General features: G+C 61.5%; 11 protein-coding genes and 1 pseudogene. 3 read left to right on the forward strand and 9 right to left on the reverse strand.

Annotation, left to right across the window (positions count from 1 at the left end):
• The 5 genes from ACYVHT_RS20360 to dut form a co-directional block, all read right to left on the reverse strand.
• Window positions 1–896, reverse strand: an 896-nt coding sequence (locus tag ACYVHT_RS20360; protein WP_460556480.1) for a murein hydrolase activator EnvC family protein, incomplete at its 3' end; no start/stop codon positions are given.
• Between the two features lie 159 nt (window positions 897–1,055).
• Complete coding sequence (locus ACYVHT_RS20365) at window positions 1,056–1,835, reverse strand: DUF4292 domain-containing protein (protein ID WP_460556483.1); 780 nt, start codon at window positions 1,833–1,835, stop codon at window positions 1,056–1,058.
• Window positions 1,828–3,648 (reverse strand): tetratricopeptide repeat protein, encoded by a 1,821-nt coding sequence (locus tag ACYVHT_RS20370; RefSeq protein ID WP_460556486.1) that lies wholly within the window; start codon window positions 3,646–3,648, stop codon window positions 1,828–1,830. The genes ACYVHT_RS20365 and ACYVHT_RS20370 overlap by 8 nt, the downstream gene beginning before the upstream one ends.
• Window positions 3,649–3,761: 113 nt before the next feature.
• On the reverse strand, window positions 3,762–4,772 hold the full coding sequence (locus ACYVHT_RS20375; protein WP_460556489.1) for a sugar nucleotidyltransferase: 1,011 nt from the start codon (window positions 4,770–4,772) through the stop codon (window positions 3,762–3,764).
• 128 nt (window positions 4,773–4,900) lie between these two features.
• Window positions 4,901–5,338, reverse strand: a complete 438-nt coding sequence (gene dut / locus ACYVHT_RS20380; protein WP_460556492.1) for a dUTP diphosphatase — start codon at window positions 5,336–5,338, stop codon at window positions 4,901–4,903.
• Window positions 5,339–5,475: 137 nt separating this feature from the next.
• On the opposite strand from dut, the gene ACYVHT_RS20385 reads away from it, so the two are divergent.
• Window positions 5,476–6,087: a hypothetical protein gene (locus tag ACYVHT_RS20385; RefSeq protein ID WP_460556495.1), complete on the forward strand. Its 612-nt coding sequence runs from the start codon at window positions 5,476–5,478 to the stop codon at window positions 6,085–6,087.
• On the opposite strand, the gene ACYVHT_RS20390 is transcribed toward ACYVHT_RS20385, so the two are convergent.
• Together ACYVHT_RS20390 and ACYVHT_RS20395 are read right to left on the reverse strand one after the other, a co-directional pair.
• Entirely contained in the window at window positions 6,084–7,595 is a 1,512-nt protein-coding gene (locus tag ACYVHT_RS20390; RefSeq protein WP_460556498.1) for a lipopolysaccharide biosynthesis protein, read from the reverse strand. The two genes, ACYVHT_RS20385 and ACYVHT_RS20390, sit on opposite strands and share 4 nt — an antisense overlap.
• 102 nt (window positions 7,596–7,697) lie before the next feature.
• Window positions 7,698–8,489: an enoyl-CoA hydratase/isomerase family protein gene (locus ACYVHT_RS20395; protein ID WP_460556501.1), complete on the reverse strand. Its 792-nt coding sequence runs from the start codon at window positions 8,487–8,489 to the stop codon at window positions 7,698–7,700.
• A gap of 228 nt (window positions 8,490–8,717) precedes the next feature.
• Between ACYVHT_RS20395 and mscL the strand changes: the two genes are divergently transcribed.
• Both mscL and ACYVHT_RS20405 read left to right on the forward strand, forming a co-directional pair.
• Complete coding sequence (mscL, locus tag ACYVHT_RS20400; RefSeq protein WP_460556504.1) at window positions 8,718–9,101, forward strand: MscL family protein; 384 nt, start codon at window positions 8,718–8,720, stop codon at window positions 9,099–9,101.
• Window positions 9,102–9,342: 241 nt separating this feature from the next.
• Window positions 9,343–9,789, forward strand: coding sequence for a hypothetical protein (locus ACYVHT_RS20405; RefSeq protein ID WP_460556507.1), 447 nt, complete (start codon window positions 9,343–9,345; stop codon window positions 9,787–9,789).
• A gap of 175 nt (window positions 9,790–9,964) precedes the next feature.
• On the opposite strand, the gene infB is transcribed toward ACYVHT_RS20405, so the two are convergent.
• Window positions 9,965–13,048, reverse strand: coding sequence for a translation initiation factor IF-2 (gene infB / locus ACYVHT_RS20410; protein WP_460556510.1), 3,084 nt, complete (start codon window positions 13,046–13,048; stop codon window positions 9,965–9,967).
• Window positions 13,049–13,381: 333 nt separating this feature from the next.
• Window positions 13,382–14,614: pseudogene (gene nusA, locus ACYVHT_RS20415) on the reverse strand (transcription termination factor NusA); the annotation flags it as partial.
• Between the last annotated feature and the right edge of the window lie 46 nt (window positions 14,615–14,660).

Here is a 14,660-nt window from a genome sequence, read left to right on the forward strand (position 1 = left end):
GCGGCCCGGCGGGCATCGCGGGCAGCCACCGCAGCGGCTTCGCGGCGGGCGGCCAGGCGAGCGGCCCGGGCAGCGCGGGCAATTTCCTCGCGCACGCGGGCCGCAATCAGGTTATCGAGGCGGTTGACGGCCTGGCGGCGCTCTTCCAGCTCCTGGCGCAGGCCCTGCTCCTGCTGGCTGAGCTGCTGCACCATCTCATCTTCCTTCGACTTAAGGGTGATGAGGTTTTTATTCTCGGCCAGCTGGCTGTTGAGCAGGCTGCTTTTGCGCTGCTGCTGCCGGGTGAGGCCCGAAAGCTGCTGGTGCAGCCGGTACTGCGTGCCCATGATGCGGGCTGCCTGCCGCTGCCGCTCCTCGGTGTACTGCCGGATGTAGCGCAGCCGCAACGCAAACTGGTTGAACGACTCCGAGGCAAACAAAAACATCAGCCGGTTGAAGCCATTCGACGTTTTGGAGGCCGTGTAGAGCAGCCGGGCGTATTCGCTCTTGAGCTGGGCCAGGGTTCGCTGGGTCTGAATAACCTGCTCGGCCGTTTGGTGCACGTTGGTTTCGATGCCGTGCAGCTGGGTCGAAATCCCCTGGATGACCTGCTTTTTCTCCGTCAGCTTTTCGGTGATGACGTGCAGCTGGCCCAGGCTCACTTTTTTCTTTTCCTGGGTCTGGTTGAGGGCCTGCGTGGTTTTCTGAATCTGCTGCAGGTTGGCCAGCCGCTCGCGCTCAAGCTGCTCCTTGCTTTTGGCGCGCGTTCCGGCGGGCCTGGAGGCGCGGGAAGTGGTTTTGCGCTTCCCGCTCTGCGTGGTTTTGGCGGGCTGCTTTTTGCGGCGCTGCTGGGCCATGCCGGGCAGCGCCAGGCACAGCAGCAGCACGGCAGCCAGCCACCATTGCCCGCGCGCCAAACCGGCGGGGGCTTGTCCCAGCTTATTGCTGCCTGTACCCTGTTGTTTTTGCTTATTCAACGTGCGCCGTTCAAAACCTAATCTGGCAAAATTAGCAGTTGGCAGTGAGTTGCTTCTTACAAAGCCGGGGTTTGGCCCGAACCCGCTGCCGAATCCGGCTTACTTCTGCCGCTTGTAGCCCTTCGGCACGGCAAACGGGAAGGCCAGCCGCTCGCGGCCCACGTTCACTTTGCTGTAGTTGATGGCCGCCGTGACCACGCCCGCCGCCGGCTGCTGCGCCTGAATGAAGACGGAGTTCGCAAAGGGCAGCGCGCTGGCATCATCCAGGGGTTTGAAGTCGGTGTAGTCCACCGTCAGGTCGCGCTTGGTGGCCGCGTCGCTCACTTTCAGCTGCTGCACGCGGCCGGTGCCGGGCTGCAGCAGGCGCTCCACCAGCACATCGGCCAGCGGATAGCTCACGCGCTGGCGGCCAGCTTCTTCGTCGGCAATTTTGGGCGAGGTGCCCGCCGGGGCCGGCAGGTAGTCGCCGAGCAGAATGGCCTGCATCTGGGCAAAGCTCACGGGCACGTTCAGCAGCTTGCTCAGGTAGTCGTAGCCGCCCGAGAAGTAGGTTTTTTCCAGCCGGTTCAGCACCCGCACCGAATCGGGCGTGAGCACGGCGCGTACGCCCTCGATGCCCACCAGCGAGGCCGAAATCCAGATAACGCTGTCGCGGCGCATCCGCAGGGCCAGGTTGGCGCCCTGCTTGTTGCCCTTCATGTTGATTTGCGCCTTGCCCTTGGCATTCAAAAACAGAAACGAGGTATTGGTGGCCCGCACTTTAGGCTCGGCCACCGGCGTGGAGGTGCCGGGGCCGCCGGTCGAAACGGTGGGGGTGGCTTTGCGGGCGCAGCTGCCAAACAGCAGCCCCAGGGCCAGCAGCAAGGTCACTTTATTCATAGAGTTTTCGGTCTTTCAATTTGCGCTCCAGCAGGTCCGACGTGCCGCCGAGCTTGCGGGCGCGCTGCCATTCGGCTTCGGCTTTTTCCTTGTCGCCAAGCTGGTACAGCACGTCGCCGTAGTGCTCAACGACGGAGCCGTCCTTGCTGGTTTGCAGGGCTTTTTCCAGCGTGGTGCGGGCCCCGGCATAATCTTTCATCTTATACAGTACCCAGGCGTACGTATCCAGGTAGGTGTCGTTGTCGGGAAACTGCTTCACCACCTTGCCCGACATCTGCTTGGCCTTGTCCAGCTTTTCGCCCCGCAACGACAGGAAGTAGCTGTAATTGTTGAGCACCTGCACGTTGTTCGGGTCCGACGCCAGCGCGGCTTCGTAGGCCGCGTCCGATTTTTCGTACTCCTTCAGCTCGTGGTAGGCATCGCCCAGCTGGGCATCGAACTGGCCCAGCAGCTCGGGGTTGTTCACCACCAGCTTGCGGCCGTGCTCCAGGGCTTTCACGCCCTTGGTGGGCTGCTTTTTGAGCAAATGCGCCACGCCGTTGTAAAACCACAGCGACGCCTGGTTCGGAAACAGCTCCAGGGCCCGGTCCGAATGCACGAGCAGCGAGTCGGTCTGGTTCAGCTCGGCGTCAATCAGCACCACCTGCTGCCAGATTTGGTACTTGGAATTATCGAAGCGCAGGGCCTGCAGGTAGGTATTGCGGGCGTCCTTCTTGTGGTCGGTCAGGGTCTGGATGTCGCCAGCCACGGCGTAGGAGCGGGCATCCTTGGGGTAGGCTTTGACAGTGGCCGTGGCCAGGTCCCGCGCCATCTGGTTCACCGTTTCCTTGGGGCTGGGCAGCTGCTTGATGTAGCCCACCAGAATGCGCACCCGCGCGTCAATGTCCAGCGCCGGGCTGTCGAAGGCCAGGCGCACTTGCTGGGCGGCCTCTTCGGGCAGGTTCTGCTGGCGGTACACGTCCGACAGAATCAGGTGGGCCTGCGGGTTGCTGGCGTCGAGGCGCAGCGCCTGCTGGGCCACCCGAATGGCCTCGGGCAGGCGGTTGTTGCTGGCGTACATCTCGGCCTGGGCCAGCACGTAGCGCGGCTCGTCGGGGTTGGCGGCAATGAGCTTTTCGCCCTCGGCCAGGGCCAGGTCCAGCTTGTTCTGCTTGAGGTAAATCTGCTGCTTCTTGAAGGAAATCTCATCGACCTGCCCAAACTCCTTTTCGGCCTGGTCGAGCGTGGTCAGGGCTTCGGGCAGCTTGTTCTGGGCCAGGTAGAGGTCGGCCAGGTTAAACAGGTAGCTGCCCGAGTTGGGCACCTGCCTGATGAGCGTGGCGTAGGTTTTGGTGGCTTCGTCGTACTGCTTCTGGCTGGCCTGAATCTGGGCCAGCAGCAGGTAGTAGTACGCATTCTTGGGGTCGAGGCGGGTGGCGGCGTTGGCGTAGTTGGTGGCATCGCGCAGGTTGCCGCTCAGCAGGTTGGCTTCGGCAATCTTGTAGTTGACGGCCGCATTGTCCGGGTTGATGGCGTAGGCTTTCAGCAGGCGCTCCAGCCCTTTGGGGTAGTCTTCGAGCAGCACGTACTTCACCCCGTCCACAAACAGGGCCTCGCTCATTTCCTTGTCGCGCTCGGTGAGGGGCGGGGCGGCGGCGCGCCTGGCGCGGGCTTCGGCCAGCTTTTTGTCCAGCTCGCGCTGCTCTTTTTCCAGGGCGCGCTGCTCCTTCCGGCTCAGCTTGGCCGGGGGCGCGGTGGCACCCTCGGGGGCCTGGGCCGAAGCCGTGACCACCATTCCCACGCAAAACAGCAGACTCAGAGCAAGTTGACGCATACACAACAAAGCCGGACGCTCGGCCCGGCCCACGAAATTACGGGTAATAATAGCCAAAGACGCGGCCCCCGTGAGAAGGCCGCGTCCGGGTAACGTAATTATGCCTTAAAATGTCACACCCGCAGCTGGTTATAATCGCCGAGGCTCAGGTCGTCGGGCGTGCCAATGACCGAGGCGAAATTGCCAATCATCGAATTGGTAATAACCGAGTTCAGCACCGAGGCCGACTGCTGCACGATGGAGTTCGACAGGCGCGAGTCGCGCACGTTGGACTGTGAACCCACGCTCACGTGCGGGCCCACCACCGAATCGGTAATGATAGCGCCTTCGCCGATGTACACCGGCTCGATGATGACGGAGTTGGTGATTTTGGCCGACTCGGCCACCAGCGACTCGCCGCGCTCCTTCAGGTACTCCAGGTAGCGCTGGTTGGTGAACACGGTGGCGTCCTTGTTGCCGCAGTCGAGCCACTCGGTCACGCGGCCGGGCACGAACACCGTGCCTTTGTTCTTCATGTTTTCGAGGGCATTGGTGAGCTGGTACTCGCCTTTGTCCTTGATGTCGTTGTCGAGCAGGTACTGCAGCTCGCTGCGCAGGTACTCGCCGTCCTGGAAGTAATAGATGCCGATGATGGCCAGGTCCGACACGAACTCCTGCGGCTTCTCCACAAATTCGGTAATCTGGCCCTGCTCGTTCAGCTTCACCACGCCAAAGGGCTTGGGGTCTTCCACTTTCTGCACCCAGATGGTGCCGGGCACGCTGCTGTCGAGAGTGAAATCGGCTTTGAACAGGGTATCGGCAAAGGCTACTACCAGCGGGCCGGTCAGGCTTTCTTTGGCGCAGAGAATGGCGTGGGCCGTACCCAGCGGCTCGTCCTGGTACACAATGGTGCCCTTGGCCCCTACCGATTCGGCAATTTTCACCAGGCTTTTCTCCACCTCGCTGCCGAACCGGCCGATGATGAAGGCCACCTCGTCCACGGCTTCGCCGCAAACCTTGGCAATGTCCTCCACGAGGCGCTGCACAATGGGCTTGCCGGCAATGGGGATGAGCGGCTTGGGAACGGTGAGGGTGTGAGGGCGCATGCGTTTGCCCATGCCGGCCATCGGGACGATGATTTTCATGTGTTGAGTAGTGGTCAGGTGTTAGAAGTCCGTGCTGTTGAATTTTAGGAGATGCCGGCCGCACCAGGCGGGCAGCCGTTTGGCGGCCCGAATCTAGGGCCGGACCACGCACAACCGGTTACTGGATATTAGCTTTTTCCTGTACTCCCATACCCGCCTGCCCCGCGCTGGGTTGCGCTCAGGGTTTCGGCGGGCTGCCACACAATGGTTTCGTGCCTGGCAACTACCAGTTGGGCAATGCGTTCGCCGTCGTTTACCACAAAGTCCTCGTTCGATAAATTCACGAGCAGCACGCGCACTTCGCCCCGGTAGTCGGCATCAATCGTTCCCGGACTGTTCACGATGCCGATGCCGTGCTTCACGGCCAGGCCGCTGCGGGGCCGCACCTGCGCCTCGTAGCCCACCGGAATTTCCAGGCTCAGGCCCGTCGGAATGAGCTGGCGCTCCAGCGGCCGAAGCGTGACGGGACCCTCGGGCAGGTGGGCGCGCAGGTCGAGGCCGGCGGCGTGGGGCGTCTGGTATTCGGGCAGCGGGTGCCCGGAGTGGTTAATAACGGGGATGTGCATGGGAGAAGCAGGGATGGCGGGCAAAGATAGGAGTAGGCCCAATGCCTTGTGGCTCATCAATCGTGCTTCCCACAAAGGAAAATGGTTATGTTTATACTCCTTCCTTCAATCTCCCGAAGTAGAGATATCCACACAACATGCGCTACCGTAATTCGCTCATCCTATTCCCATTCTTCTTGTTGGCCAGCGTCAGTGGCTGGGGTCAAAAGCCTGTTGAGGCATTAATTGGCCTGAAAACAGGTGTAGCCCTCGCTACTAAATCTCCCAGTTCCGAATCAACGGTAATCAGTCCGTCGCTTACAGCCGTAGCCGGGGTAAATTTTTCTGAATTGCCTATCGCCCTATACAGCGGCCTTGGGTATGAGCAACATGGCAACCCGGTGCCCTATGCGCCAGGCCGCGTACACTACCTGAAAGTGCCGGTTTATCTCCGGCTATTCAAACCCAATACAGCAGTGCACCTGTCTCTTGGCACAGCATACGCATGGGCCTTGAATCAACCGTCTACGGATAACATCCCGTACCAAACAATCTACTACAACTCGAAATATCAGCGGGAATGGTCTTTTCTGTTCGAAGTCGAGTGCCGGTTGAAGCGGACGGCACACCATGAGTTCACCGTAGCACTATCCAACCGATATGCGCTTGACCCCACGCTAGCCACCACGCACCCGCGCTACTTTGCCAGCAAAGTGTATAACCGTTTTCTTGCGCTCACCTTCAACGCGTATTTATCTACGGGTCATTAAGCTGCCTTCGCAGCGACAGCTGCCCGCGGCCGCTCCACCACCCACAGCGCCGCCAGAAACGCCACCGTCAGCCCCGCGTGCCAGGCGTGGCGCGCCCAGAAGCCGGCCACTTCCACGCCCCAGCCCAGCGCCACCAGCAGCGTAGCGAACCCCAGCCACAGCCCCAGCCGCAACGCCGGATACGGCACCGGGAAGTGCCGCTCGCCCAGCCGCCAGCACAAGATGGCCATGCTGAAATAGCATACCAGCGTAGCAATGGCCGAGCCCATGTAGCCCAGCACCGGAATCAGCAGGAAGTTGAGCGCGATGGTGAGCACTGCCCCACCGGCCCCGATGTAGGTGCCGTAATACGTCTTGTCCGTGAGCTTAAACCACACAGACAGGTTGTAGTACACGCCCAGAAACAGGTTGGCCAGCAGCAGTACCGGCACCACGGCCAGCCCCTGCAGGTACTCCGGCCGCCGCAGAAACAGCGGCCCGATGTCTTCCACGTTCAGGCTCACACCCACGAAAATGACGGCGCAGCACAGCGTGAACCATTTCAAAATCATGGCAAACGTGGCCGGCGAGTTCTTATCCGTGCTTTGGGCGAAGAAGAACGGCTCGGCCGCGTAGCGGAACGCCTGAATCACCAGCGACATCAGAATGCTCAGCTTGTAGCAGGCCCCGTAGATGCCCACCGCCGTGAGGCTGCTCTGGCCGGGATAGAAACCCTCGGGCAGCCACTTCGGCAGCAGAATGCGGTCCAGCGTCTCGTTCACCATGCCGGCCAGGCCCATCAGCATCAGCGGGTAGGCGTAGCGCAGCAGCGGCTTCAGGAAAGCCAGGCTCAGCCGGAAGCGGAAGTCCAGCAGCTCGCGCCCCAGCAGCAGCAGCGTGAGGCCGCTGGCAAACAGGTTCGACAGGAAAATGTAGCCCACGCCCACTGCGGGGTCGTACACGCGGGCCACCAGCGGCTGCAAAGCGGGCAGCCATTTGCCGCTCATCACCGCCGGGCACAGCACGATGAAAAACAGGTTCAGCACCACGTTGGCAATAATGCCCGCGAGCTTGATGCTGGCAAACTTCTTCGCCTTGTTCTCCAGCCGCAGCCGGGCAAACGGAATGGCCGACAACGCATCCAGCCCCAGAATGAGGGCCACCCACACGGCGTACTGCTCGTGGCCGGGCGGAATGGCCAGCAGCTCCAGCAGCGGCCGGGCCAGCAGCATCAGCAGGGCCGTGAGCACGGCCGTGCTCACCAGCAGCAGGCTCAGCGTGCGGTCGTACAGCTCCTGCCGGTCGGCCCCGGCCCGGTTGGCAAAGCGGAAATACGTGGTTTCCATGCCGTAGGTAAACACCACGTTCAGAAACGACACGTAGGCGTAGAGCCCCGTTACGATGCCAAACTCGGCCGCCGCAAATGCCCGCGTGTACAGCGGCGTGAGCAGGTACGTGAGCACGCGGCCCACAATGCTGCTCACGCCATACACGGCCGTCTGCGACGCTAATTTTTTAACTACACTCATTCGTTGGGTAATGAAGAATGAGGAATGAAGAATGAGGAATGGCAGATTGTCTTCGGCGACAATTCCTCATTCCTCATTCTTCATTCCTCATTAAAAAGCAGGCTATTTACCAGTGAACACGGACGGGCGCTTCTCCACAAAAGCCGTGGTGCCCTCCTTGAAATCGTCGCTTTCGAAGGCGCGCTCGAAGGCCTTGGCTTCGGTTTCGTAGCCGTTGGCGTCTTTGGCGTAGTGCGCGTTCACGCAGTCCAGCACCAGGCCCACGGCCAGCGGGGCCTTGCCCAGAATTTTGGTGAGCAGCTGCGTGCAGAAGGGCAGCAGCTCGGCCTGGGGCACCACGTGGTTTACCAATCCCAGCCGCAGGGCCTCGTCGGCCTTTATCATGTCGGCCGTCAGCAGCAATTCAATGGCTTTGCCCTTGCCGATGAGCTGGGGCAGGCGCTGGGTGCCGCCGTAGCCGGGCGGCAGGCCCAGGTTCACCTCGGGCTGGCCAAAGCGGGCATTGTCGGAGGCCACGCGCATGTGGCAGGCCATGGCCAGCTCGCAGCCGCCGCCCAGCGCAAAGCCGTTCACGGCCGCGATAACCGGCTTGGTGCCGGCCTCGATGCGGGCAAAGGCTTCCTGCCCGGCCACGGCCGCCCGGCCGCCCAGCTCAGGCGTGAGGGCCGCCAGCTCGGCAATGTCGGCCCCGGCCACGAAGGCCTTTTCGCCGCTGCCCGTGATGATGATGCCGCGCACCTTCGGGTCGGCCAGGGCCTGCTGCGCCGCCGCGTCGATGTCGGCAATGGTGGCCGCGTTCAGCGCATTGAGCTTGGTGGGCCGGTTGATGGTGATGGTGAGGATGCCGCTGGCAGCATCCAGGTCGTAGAGCAGGTTTTCGAAAGAAGCCGACATATAGGTGTGAGAAGCGTGGAGTGAATTGGGCCCGTCAAAGATAGCGCCCGCACCGGCCGGACGGGCCAGCGCAGCGGTTGGGCGGCTATCCGCTTAGGCCTGCCGAAACCAGTCGGTATTCCCTGAAATCTTCCCTCACCTTTGCCGCACAAATAAGCGAATGTATTTTTTTCAATACCTTAACGCTTCAACACTACCCACTTTTTTCACTTTTAACCCTTTACTGCAATGGGACTTGTCTCCGAATTCAAAGAGTTTATCTCCAAAGGCAACGTGCTTGACCTGGCCGTTGGTGTCATCATCGGCGGCGCGTTTGGCAAAATCGTCTCCTCGCTCACCGATGACGTTATCATGCCCATTGTGGGCCTGATAGGCGGCCAGCCCGATTTTTCGGCCATTCATGCCGGTCCCGTCAAAATTGGTTTGTTCCTCAACGCAGTGGTTGGTTTCTTCATCCTGGCCCTCATTATCTTCTTCATTGTGAAGGGTGCCAACAGCATCAAGAAGAAGCCCGTGGAAGTGGTAGCGGCCCCCGCCAGCCCGCCGCCGCCCACCACCGACCAGCAGCTGCTCATGGAAATCCGCGACGCTCTGCGCGCCAACCGCGCCTAAGCTCTGCGTTTTCTTTCAGCGTGCAAAAACCGCTGTCCACCGAGTGTGGGCAGCGGTTTTTGCATTTTCTGCTTCAAGTAGTCATTTTATATACCTCGGGTAATTGCGCGAATCAAAATAAGTTACGAACTTAGGGGCGACCTAATCGCACTCGGCAAAATTTACCTGCCGCCGATGAACCACCCACCCTTCGCATCCGTTAGGTCGCAACTCCTCCCCCACTCCACCCCATTTCGCTGATATGAAAATGTTGCTTTTTGCCGCGCTTCTGGGCGGTCTGAGTCTGAGTTCGGTTTCGGCAGCCCATGCCCAAACCGGTCCTGCTTTCCCCACGCCCGGCCAGGGCACCAGCGAGGAAGGCGCCCGCCGCACGTCCGCGATGAATGCCCAAGAGCTGGCCCGCAATCAGCGCCGCGCCGCCATGACGCCCGAAGAGCAGAAGCGCGACCAGCAGATGGAGCTCCTCGAAGCCCGCACCGGCAACACCAGCTTCGGTGGCAATGGCGGCCCCGAGCGGCAGTTCGACTCCGGCCGTAGCGGCAACGGTTTCATGGTGAAGAAATACAAAGCCAAAGCCGGTTTCCTGGAGAACAAGCGCGGCCAGACGCACTACGTAGGCGGCTCCAATCCTCCCGGCAAGCCGCTGGTTCACAAGCACAATACGAAGAAGAAATTCCTCCTTTTCTAAGCATTTACTAACAGCAAAAAGCCCCGGCCGTTATGCGGCCGGGGCTTTTTGCTGCCTGTACTGCGGCTGCTTTGGCAGGGAATGGTTATCTGCCCGCCCGGCGTCAGCCAATCAAACAAAAAGCCCCGACTGCTCGCACAGTCGGGGCTTTTCGCTTTCAGGCGCAACGCTGTCGCTACAGCGTACGCTTGATTTCCTTTTCTTCGAAGCCTTCGATGTTATCGCCTTCCTGTAGCTCGTTGAAGCCTTTGATGGAGATACCACACTCGTAGCCCTGGCGCACCTCGCTCACATCGTCTTTGAAGCGTTTGAGGTCCTGAATGTCGCCGGTGTGCAGCACAATGCCGTCGCGCACCACGCGCACCTTGGTTTTGCGGGTCATGGTGCCCTCGGTCATCATACAGCCGGCAATGGTTCCCACTTTGGTAATGTTGAACACCTGACGAACTTCGGCGTTGGCCACCACCACTTCCTGCACCGTCGGGGCCAGCATGCCTTCCATGGCATCCTTCACCTCGTTGATGGCGTTGTAAATGATGGAGTACAGGCGGATGTCAATCTGCTCGTTCTCGGCCAGCTTGCGGGCACTCTGCGAGGGCCGCACCTGGAAGCCGATGATGATGGCATCGGAAGCCGAAGCCAGCAGCACGTCGCTTTCGGAGATGGCGCCCACCCCTTTCGAGAGGATGTTCACCTTCACTTCCGGCGTGCTCAGCTTGAGCAGCGAGTCGGAAAGTGCTTCTACCGAGCCGTCCACGTCGCCCTTCACCAAGATGTTGAGCTCCTTAAACGAACCGATGGCCAGGCGGCGACCAATTTCGTCGAGCGTGATGTGCTTCTTGGTCCGGATGGTTTGCTCGCGGGCCAGTTGCAGGCGCTGGGTAGCAATTTCGCGGGCTTCGCGCTCCGTCTCCATCACCTGGAGGCGGTCGCCGGCCTGCGGGGCACCCGTGAGGCCGAGCACCTGCACCGGCGTAGCGGGCGGCGCAGTCTTCATCTTCTTGCCGCGGTGGTCCGTCATGGCCTTCACGCGGCCGAAGTGCGGGCCGGCCAGAATCACATCGCCCACGTTCAGCGTGCCGGTTTGCACCAGCACGGTGGTTACGTAGCCGCGGCCTTTGTCCAGCGAGGCTTCGATAACGGTGCCGATGGCGTTGCGGTCGGGGTTGGCTTTCAGGTCGAGCAGCTCGGCCTCCAGCAGTACCTTTTCCAGCAGGTCCTCCACGCCCAGACCCGATTTGGCCGAAACCTCCTGGCTTTGGTACTTGCCACCCCACTCTTCCACCAGAATATTAATCTGGGAAAGCTCCTCGCGGATTTTCTCGGGGTTGGCGGCGGGCTTGTCAATCTTGTTGAGGGCGATGATAATCGGCACCCCGGCGGCCTGCGCGTGGTTGATGGCTTCCTTCGTCTGCGGCATTACCGAGTCGTCGGCCGCCACCACAATGATGGCAATGTCCGTCACCTTGGCACCCCGGGCACGCATGGCGGTAAACGCTTCGTGACCAGGCGTATCGAGGAAGGTGATGGGCTGGCCCGATTTGGTGCGCACCTCGTAGGCACCAATGTGCTGCGTGATGCCGCCGGCTTCGCCTTTAGCCACACTCGCATCGCGGATGTAGTCGAGCAACGACGTTTTGCCGTGGTCGACGTGGCCCATGATGGTCACGATGGGGGCACGGGGCAGCAGGTCGGCCGGGTCGTCGCCGGCGTCCACATCAATTTCTTCTTCTTCAGCCGAGAGGAATTCCACGTCAAAGCCGAATTCATCGGCAATCACGGTAATGGCTTCGGCGTCGAGGCGCTGGTTGATGGACACGAACATGCCCATGCCCAGGCACACCTTGATGACCTCGTTCACGTTCACGTCCATCAGCGAGGCCAGGTCGTTGGCCGAGATGAATTCGGTGAGCTTGAGGGTCTTGGCGTCGAGCTCGTTCTGCGCGCGCAGGGCCTCGCGGTCCTCCGCCAGCATGCTGCGCTTGTCGCGGCGGTACTTGGCGCGGTTCTGATTGTTGCCGCCCTTGTTGCCGCCAAGCTTGGCGAGCGTAGCCTTAATCTGCTCCTGAATCTGCTTTTCGGCCTGTTCGGGGGTAAGTGCCGGTGCCGCAGGCTTGGGAGCCGACTGCCCACCGCGCTGGCCGGGACCGCCGGGACGGTTGCCCTGCCCCTGGCCACCACCAGGACGGTTGCCCTGGTAGCCGCCGCCCTGGCCGCCCTGGCCACCGCCAGCAGGGCGGTTGCCCTGGTAGCCGGGACTGGGGGGCGACGTGGTGCTGCCGGGAGGGCCAGGCAGACGCGTACGCTTCTTCTGGCCGGGGCCGGCGGGCAGGCCACGCTTGCTTACATCCGACGATGCAATGGGGCGGGGGCCACGGCCACCCGGCCCGCGCCGGTCGTTGTTGATAGACGACAAATCGATTTTGCCAAGAACCGTGAGGCCCTTCAGCGTGTCCGACTTGGCCACAATCGTGCTGGTATCTTCGGCCGGGGCCGGCGTTTCGGCCGGGGTGGGGGCGGCGGGGGCAGTAGCAGCCGGAGCAGCAGCTACCGGGGCTGCAGGAGCGGCCGGAGCTGGCGTAGCCGGGGCCGCGGGCGTGGGTTCCGCTTTGGCAGCTGGCTGTGGGGCCGGAGCCGGAGCAGCCGGGGCCTCCACCTGGGCCGGAACCGGGGCGGGCGCAGCGGGCACTTCTGCTTTCGGCGCAGCCGGGGCGGGCGTTGGCACCGGTGCGGCTACAGGCGCAGCGGCAGCCGGGGTCGGAGCCGGCGCTGCCGGGCGCGGCGGTACCACGCGGCCTTTGCTGTCAAGCTCGATTTTGCCCAATACTTTCAGGCCGGGTACGCTGGGCGCTTCGGCAGCAGGAGCCGGAGCGGGCGTAGCCGCCACGGGAGCGGCCGGGGCCGCAGCCGGCACTACCGGCGCAGCGGGAGCAGGCGCTGCCGCTACCGGTGCAGCCGCTGGCTTCGGAGCGGGCGTAGGCACCGCCTGCACGGGCCGGGGAGCTGGCGCGACGGGCTTGGGGGCGGCATCAAGGTCGCTCTGGCGCTTGGCCTGAATGACTTTCTGGGCCTCCTGCCGGTCGTGGGCAGACGCAGCAAATTCTTTCTCAAGCGAAGCAACCTGCTCACCAGTCAGCTTGGTGGTGGGCTTGTTCTCTACTTGTATGCCTTTTTTGGCCAGGGCCTCGACCACCCTGTCCATTCCAATATTCAGGTCTTTGGCCGCCTGTTGTAGCCGTTTCGGGGTTGCTTCCGCCATTCTATCTATCTCGCGTACGATACGCTTCTAAGTGCAAAGGTATTACATTAAATCTTGCCAGCAGGGCGCAAACCGCACCTGCTGGCACGATTTGTTACCCTTGCCGTACCGGCCGCGCGGCCGTCATTGGGCTGGCTCGGCGGGAGAGCTGCTGCCCGCGTCCTCAGTCGGTGCCCCGGCATCGGCTGCCAGGGGCGTGTGTTCGGGGGTGGTATCGGTGGCCGAGGCGTGGGTCACTGCTGCTTCCTCGGTGGCCGCAACAGGCGTTTTTGCAGCTTCTACACGGCTTTTGGCCGCTTCCAGCGTGTTGTCGTCCAAGTCTTCGTCGTCGGCAAATTCCTGGCGGATAATGCGGTACACATCGTCCACCATTTCTTCTTCGAGCTCCGTGCGGCGCACGATGTCGTCTTTCTTCACGGCCAGTACGGCACGGCCGGTATCGAGGCCAATTTTCTTGAGTTCGGCCAGTACCCAGGGTTCGATTTCGTCCTGGAACTCGTCGAGCGAGATGTCTTCCTCGTAGTCGGTGGCTTCGCGGAACACGTCGATTTCCATGCCCACCAAGCGGCTGGCCAGCTTGATGTTGGCACCGCCGCGGCCGATGGCCAGGCTCACCTGGTCGGGCTTCATGAACACGGAAACCCGGCCGTTCTCCTGGTTTATCTTCATAGAACCCACCTTGGCCGGCGATAGTGCCCGCGCAATATAGAGTTCGAGGTTATCGGTGTAGTTGATGATGTCGATGTTCTCGTTTTCGAGCTCGCGCACCACCGGGTGGATGCGGCTGCCCTTCATGCCCACGCAGGCGCCCACGGGGTCGATGCGCTCGTCATAGCTTTCCACGGCTACTTTGGCACGCTCGCCGGGCTCGCGCACCACGTTCTTGATGACGATGAGGCCGTCGTAAATCTCGGGCACTTCCAGTTCGAACAAACGCTCGAGGAAGGCCGGCGCGGCGCGCGAGAGAATAATTTTCGGCGTGCCGTTAATTACTTCCACGCGGTGCACGACGGCACGCACGGTGTCGCCCTTGCGGAAACGGTCCTTGGGGATTTGCTCGCCTTTCGGCATCACCAGCTCGTTGTCATCCTTGTCCATGATGAGGGCTTCACGGCTCCACACCTGGTACACTTCGCCGGTCACGATTTCGCCCACCTGGTCCTTGTATTTCTGGTACAGGTTGTCGCGCTCGAGGTCCTTCACGCGCTGAATCAGCGTCTGGCGGGCCATGAGCACGGCGCGGCGGCCGAAGTCTTCCAGTTTTACGGCTTCGGCCACCGATTCGCCCACCTCGAAGTCGGGCTCGATTTTCTGGGCTTCGGCCAGCGGAATTTTGTCGTGGTCCCAGATATCCTCCGAGTTGTCGTCCACGATTTCGCGGTTGCGCCAGATTTCGAGGTCGCCGTTGTCGGGGTTGATGATGACGTCGAAGTTTTCGTCCTGGTCGTACTTCTTCCGAATCATGGTGCGAAACACGTCGTCCAGGATGCTCATCATCGTGGGCCGGTCGATGTTCTTGCTCCGGGCAAATTCGCCGAAGGATTCAATGAGTTCGTGGCTGTTCATAGGTACTGCTGTCATGCTGAGCTTGCGAAGCATCTTATCACGTTCG

The sequence above is a fragment of the Hymenobacter daeguensis genome (genome assembly GCF_054780555.1).

Excerpts from the sequence above, each read along its gene's own strand:
- ACYVHT_RS20365 (WP_460556483.1), bottom strand. The coding sequence starts at position 1,835 with ATGAATAAAGTGACCTTGCTGCTGGCCCTGGGGCTGCTGTTTGGCAGC.
- ACYVHT_RS20370 (WP_460556486.1), bottom strand. The coding sequence starts at position 3,648 with ATGCGTCAACTTGCTCTGAGTCTGCTGTTTTGCGTGGGAATGGTGGTC.
- ACYVHT_RS20375 (WP_460556489.1), bottom strand. The coding sequence starts at position 4,772 with ATGAAAATCATCGTCCCGATGGCCGGCATGGGCAAACGCATGCGCCCT.
- dut (WP_460556492.1), bottom strand. The coding sequence starts at position 5,338 with ATGCACATCCCCGTTATTAACCACTCCGGGCACCCGCTGCCCGAATAC.
- ACYVHT_RS20385 (WP_460556495.1), top strand. The coding sequence starts at position 5,476 with ATGCGCTACCGTAATTCGCTCATCCTATTCCCATTCTTCTTGTTGGCC.
- ACYVHT_RS20390 (WP_460556498.1), bottom strand. The coding sequence starts at position 7,595 with ATGAGTGTAGTTAAAAAATTAGCGTCGCAGACGGCCGTGTATGGCGTG.
- ACYVHT_RS20395 (WP_460556501.1), bottom strand. The coding sequence starts at position 8,489 with ATGTCGGCTTCTTTCGAAAACCTGCTCTACGACCTGGATGCTGCCAGC.
- mscL (WP_460556504.1), top strand. The coding sequence starts at position 8,718 with ATGGGACTTGTCTCCGAATTCAAAGAGTTTATCTCCAAAGGCAACGTG.
- ACYVHT_RS20405 (WP_460556507.1), top strand. The coding sequence starts at position 9,343 with ATGAAAATGTTGCTTTTTGCCGCGCTTCTGGGCGGTCTGAGTCTGAGT.
- infB (WP_460556510.1), bottom strand. The coding sequence starts at position 13,048 with ATGGCGGAAGCAACCCCGAAACGGCTACAACAGGCGGCCAAAGACCTG.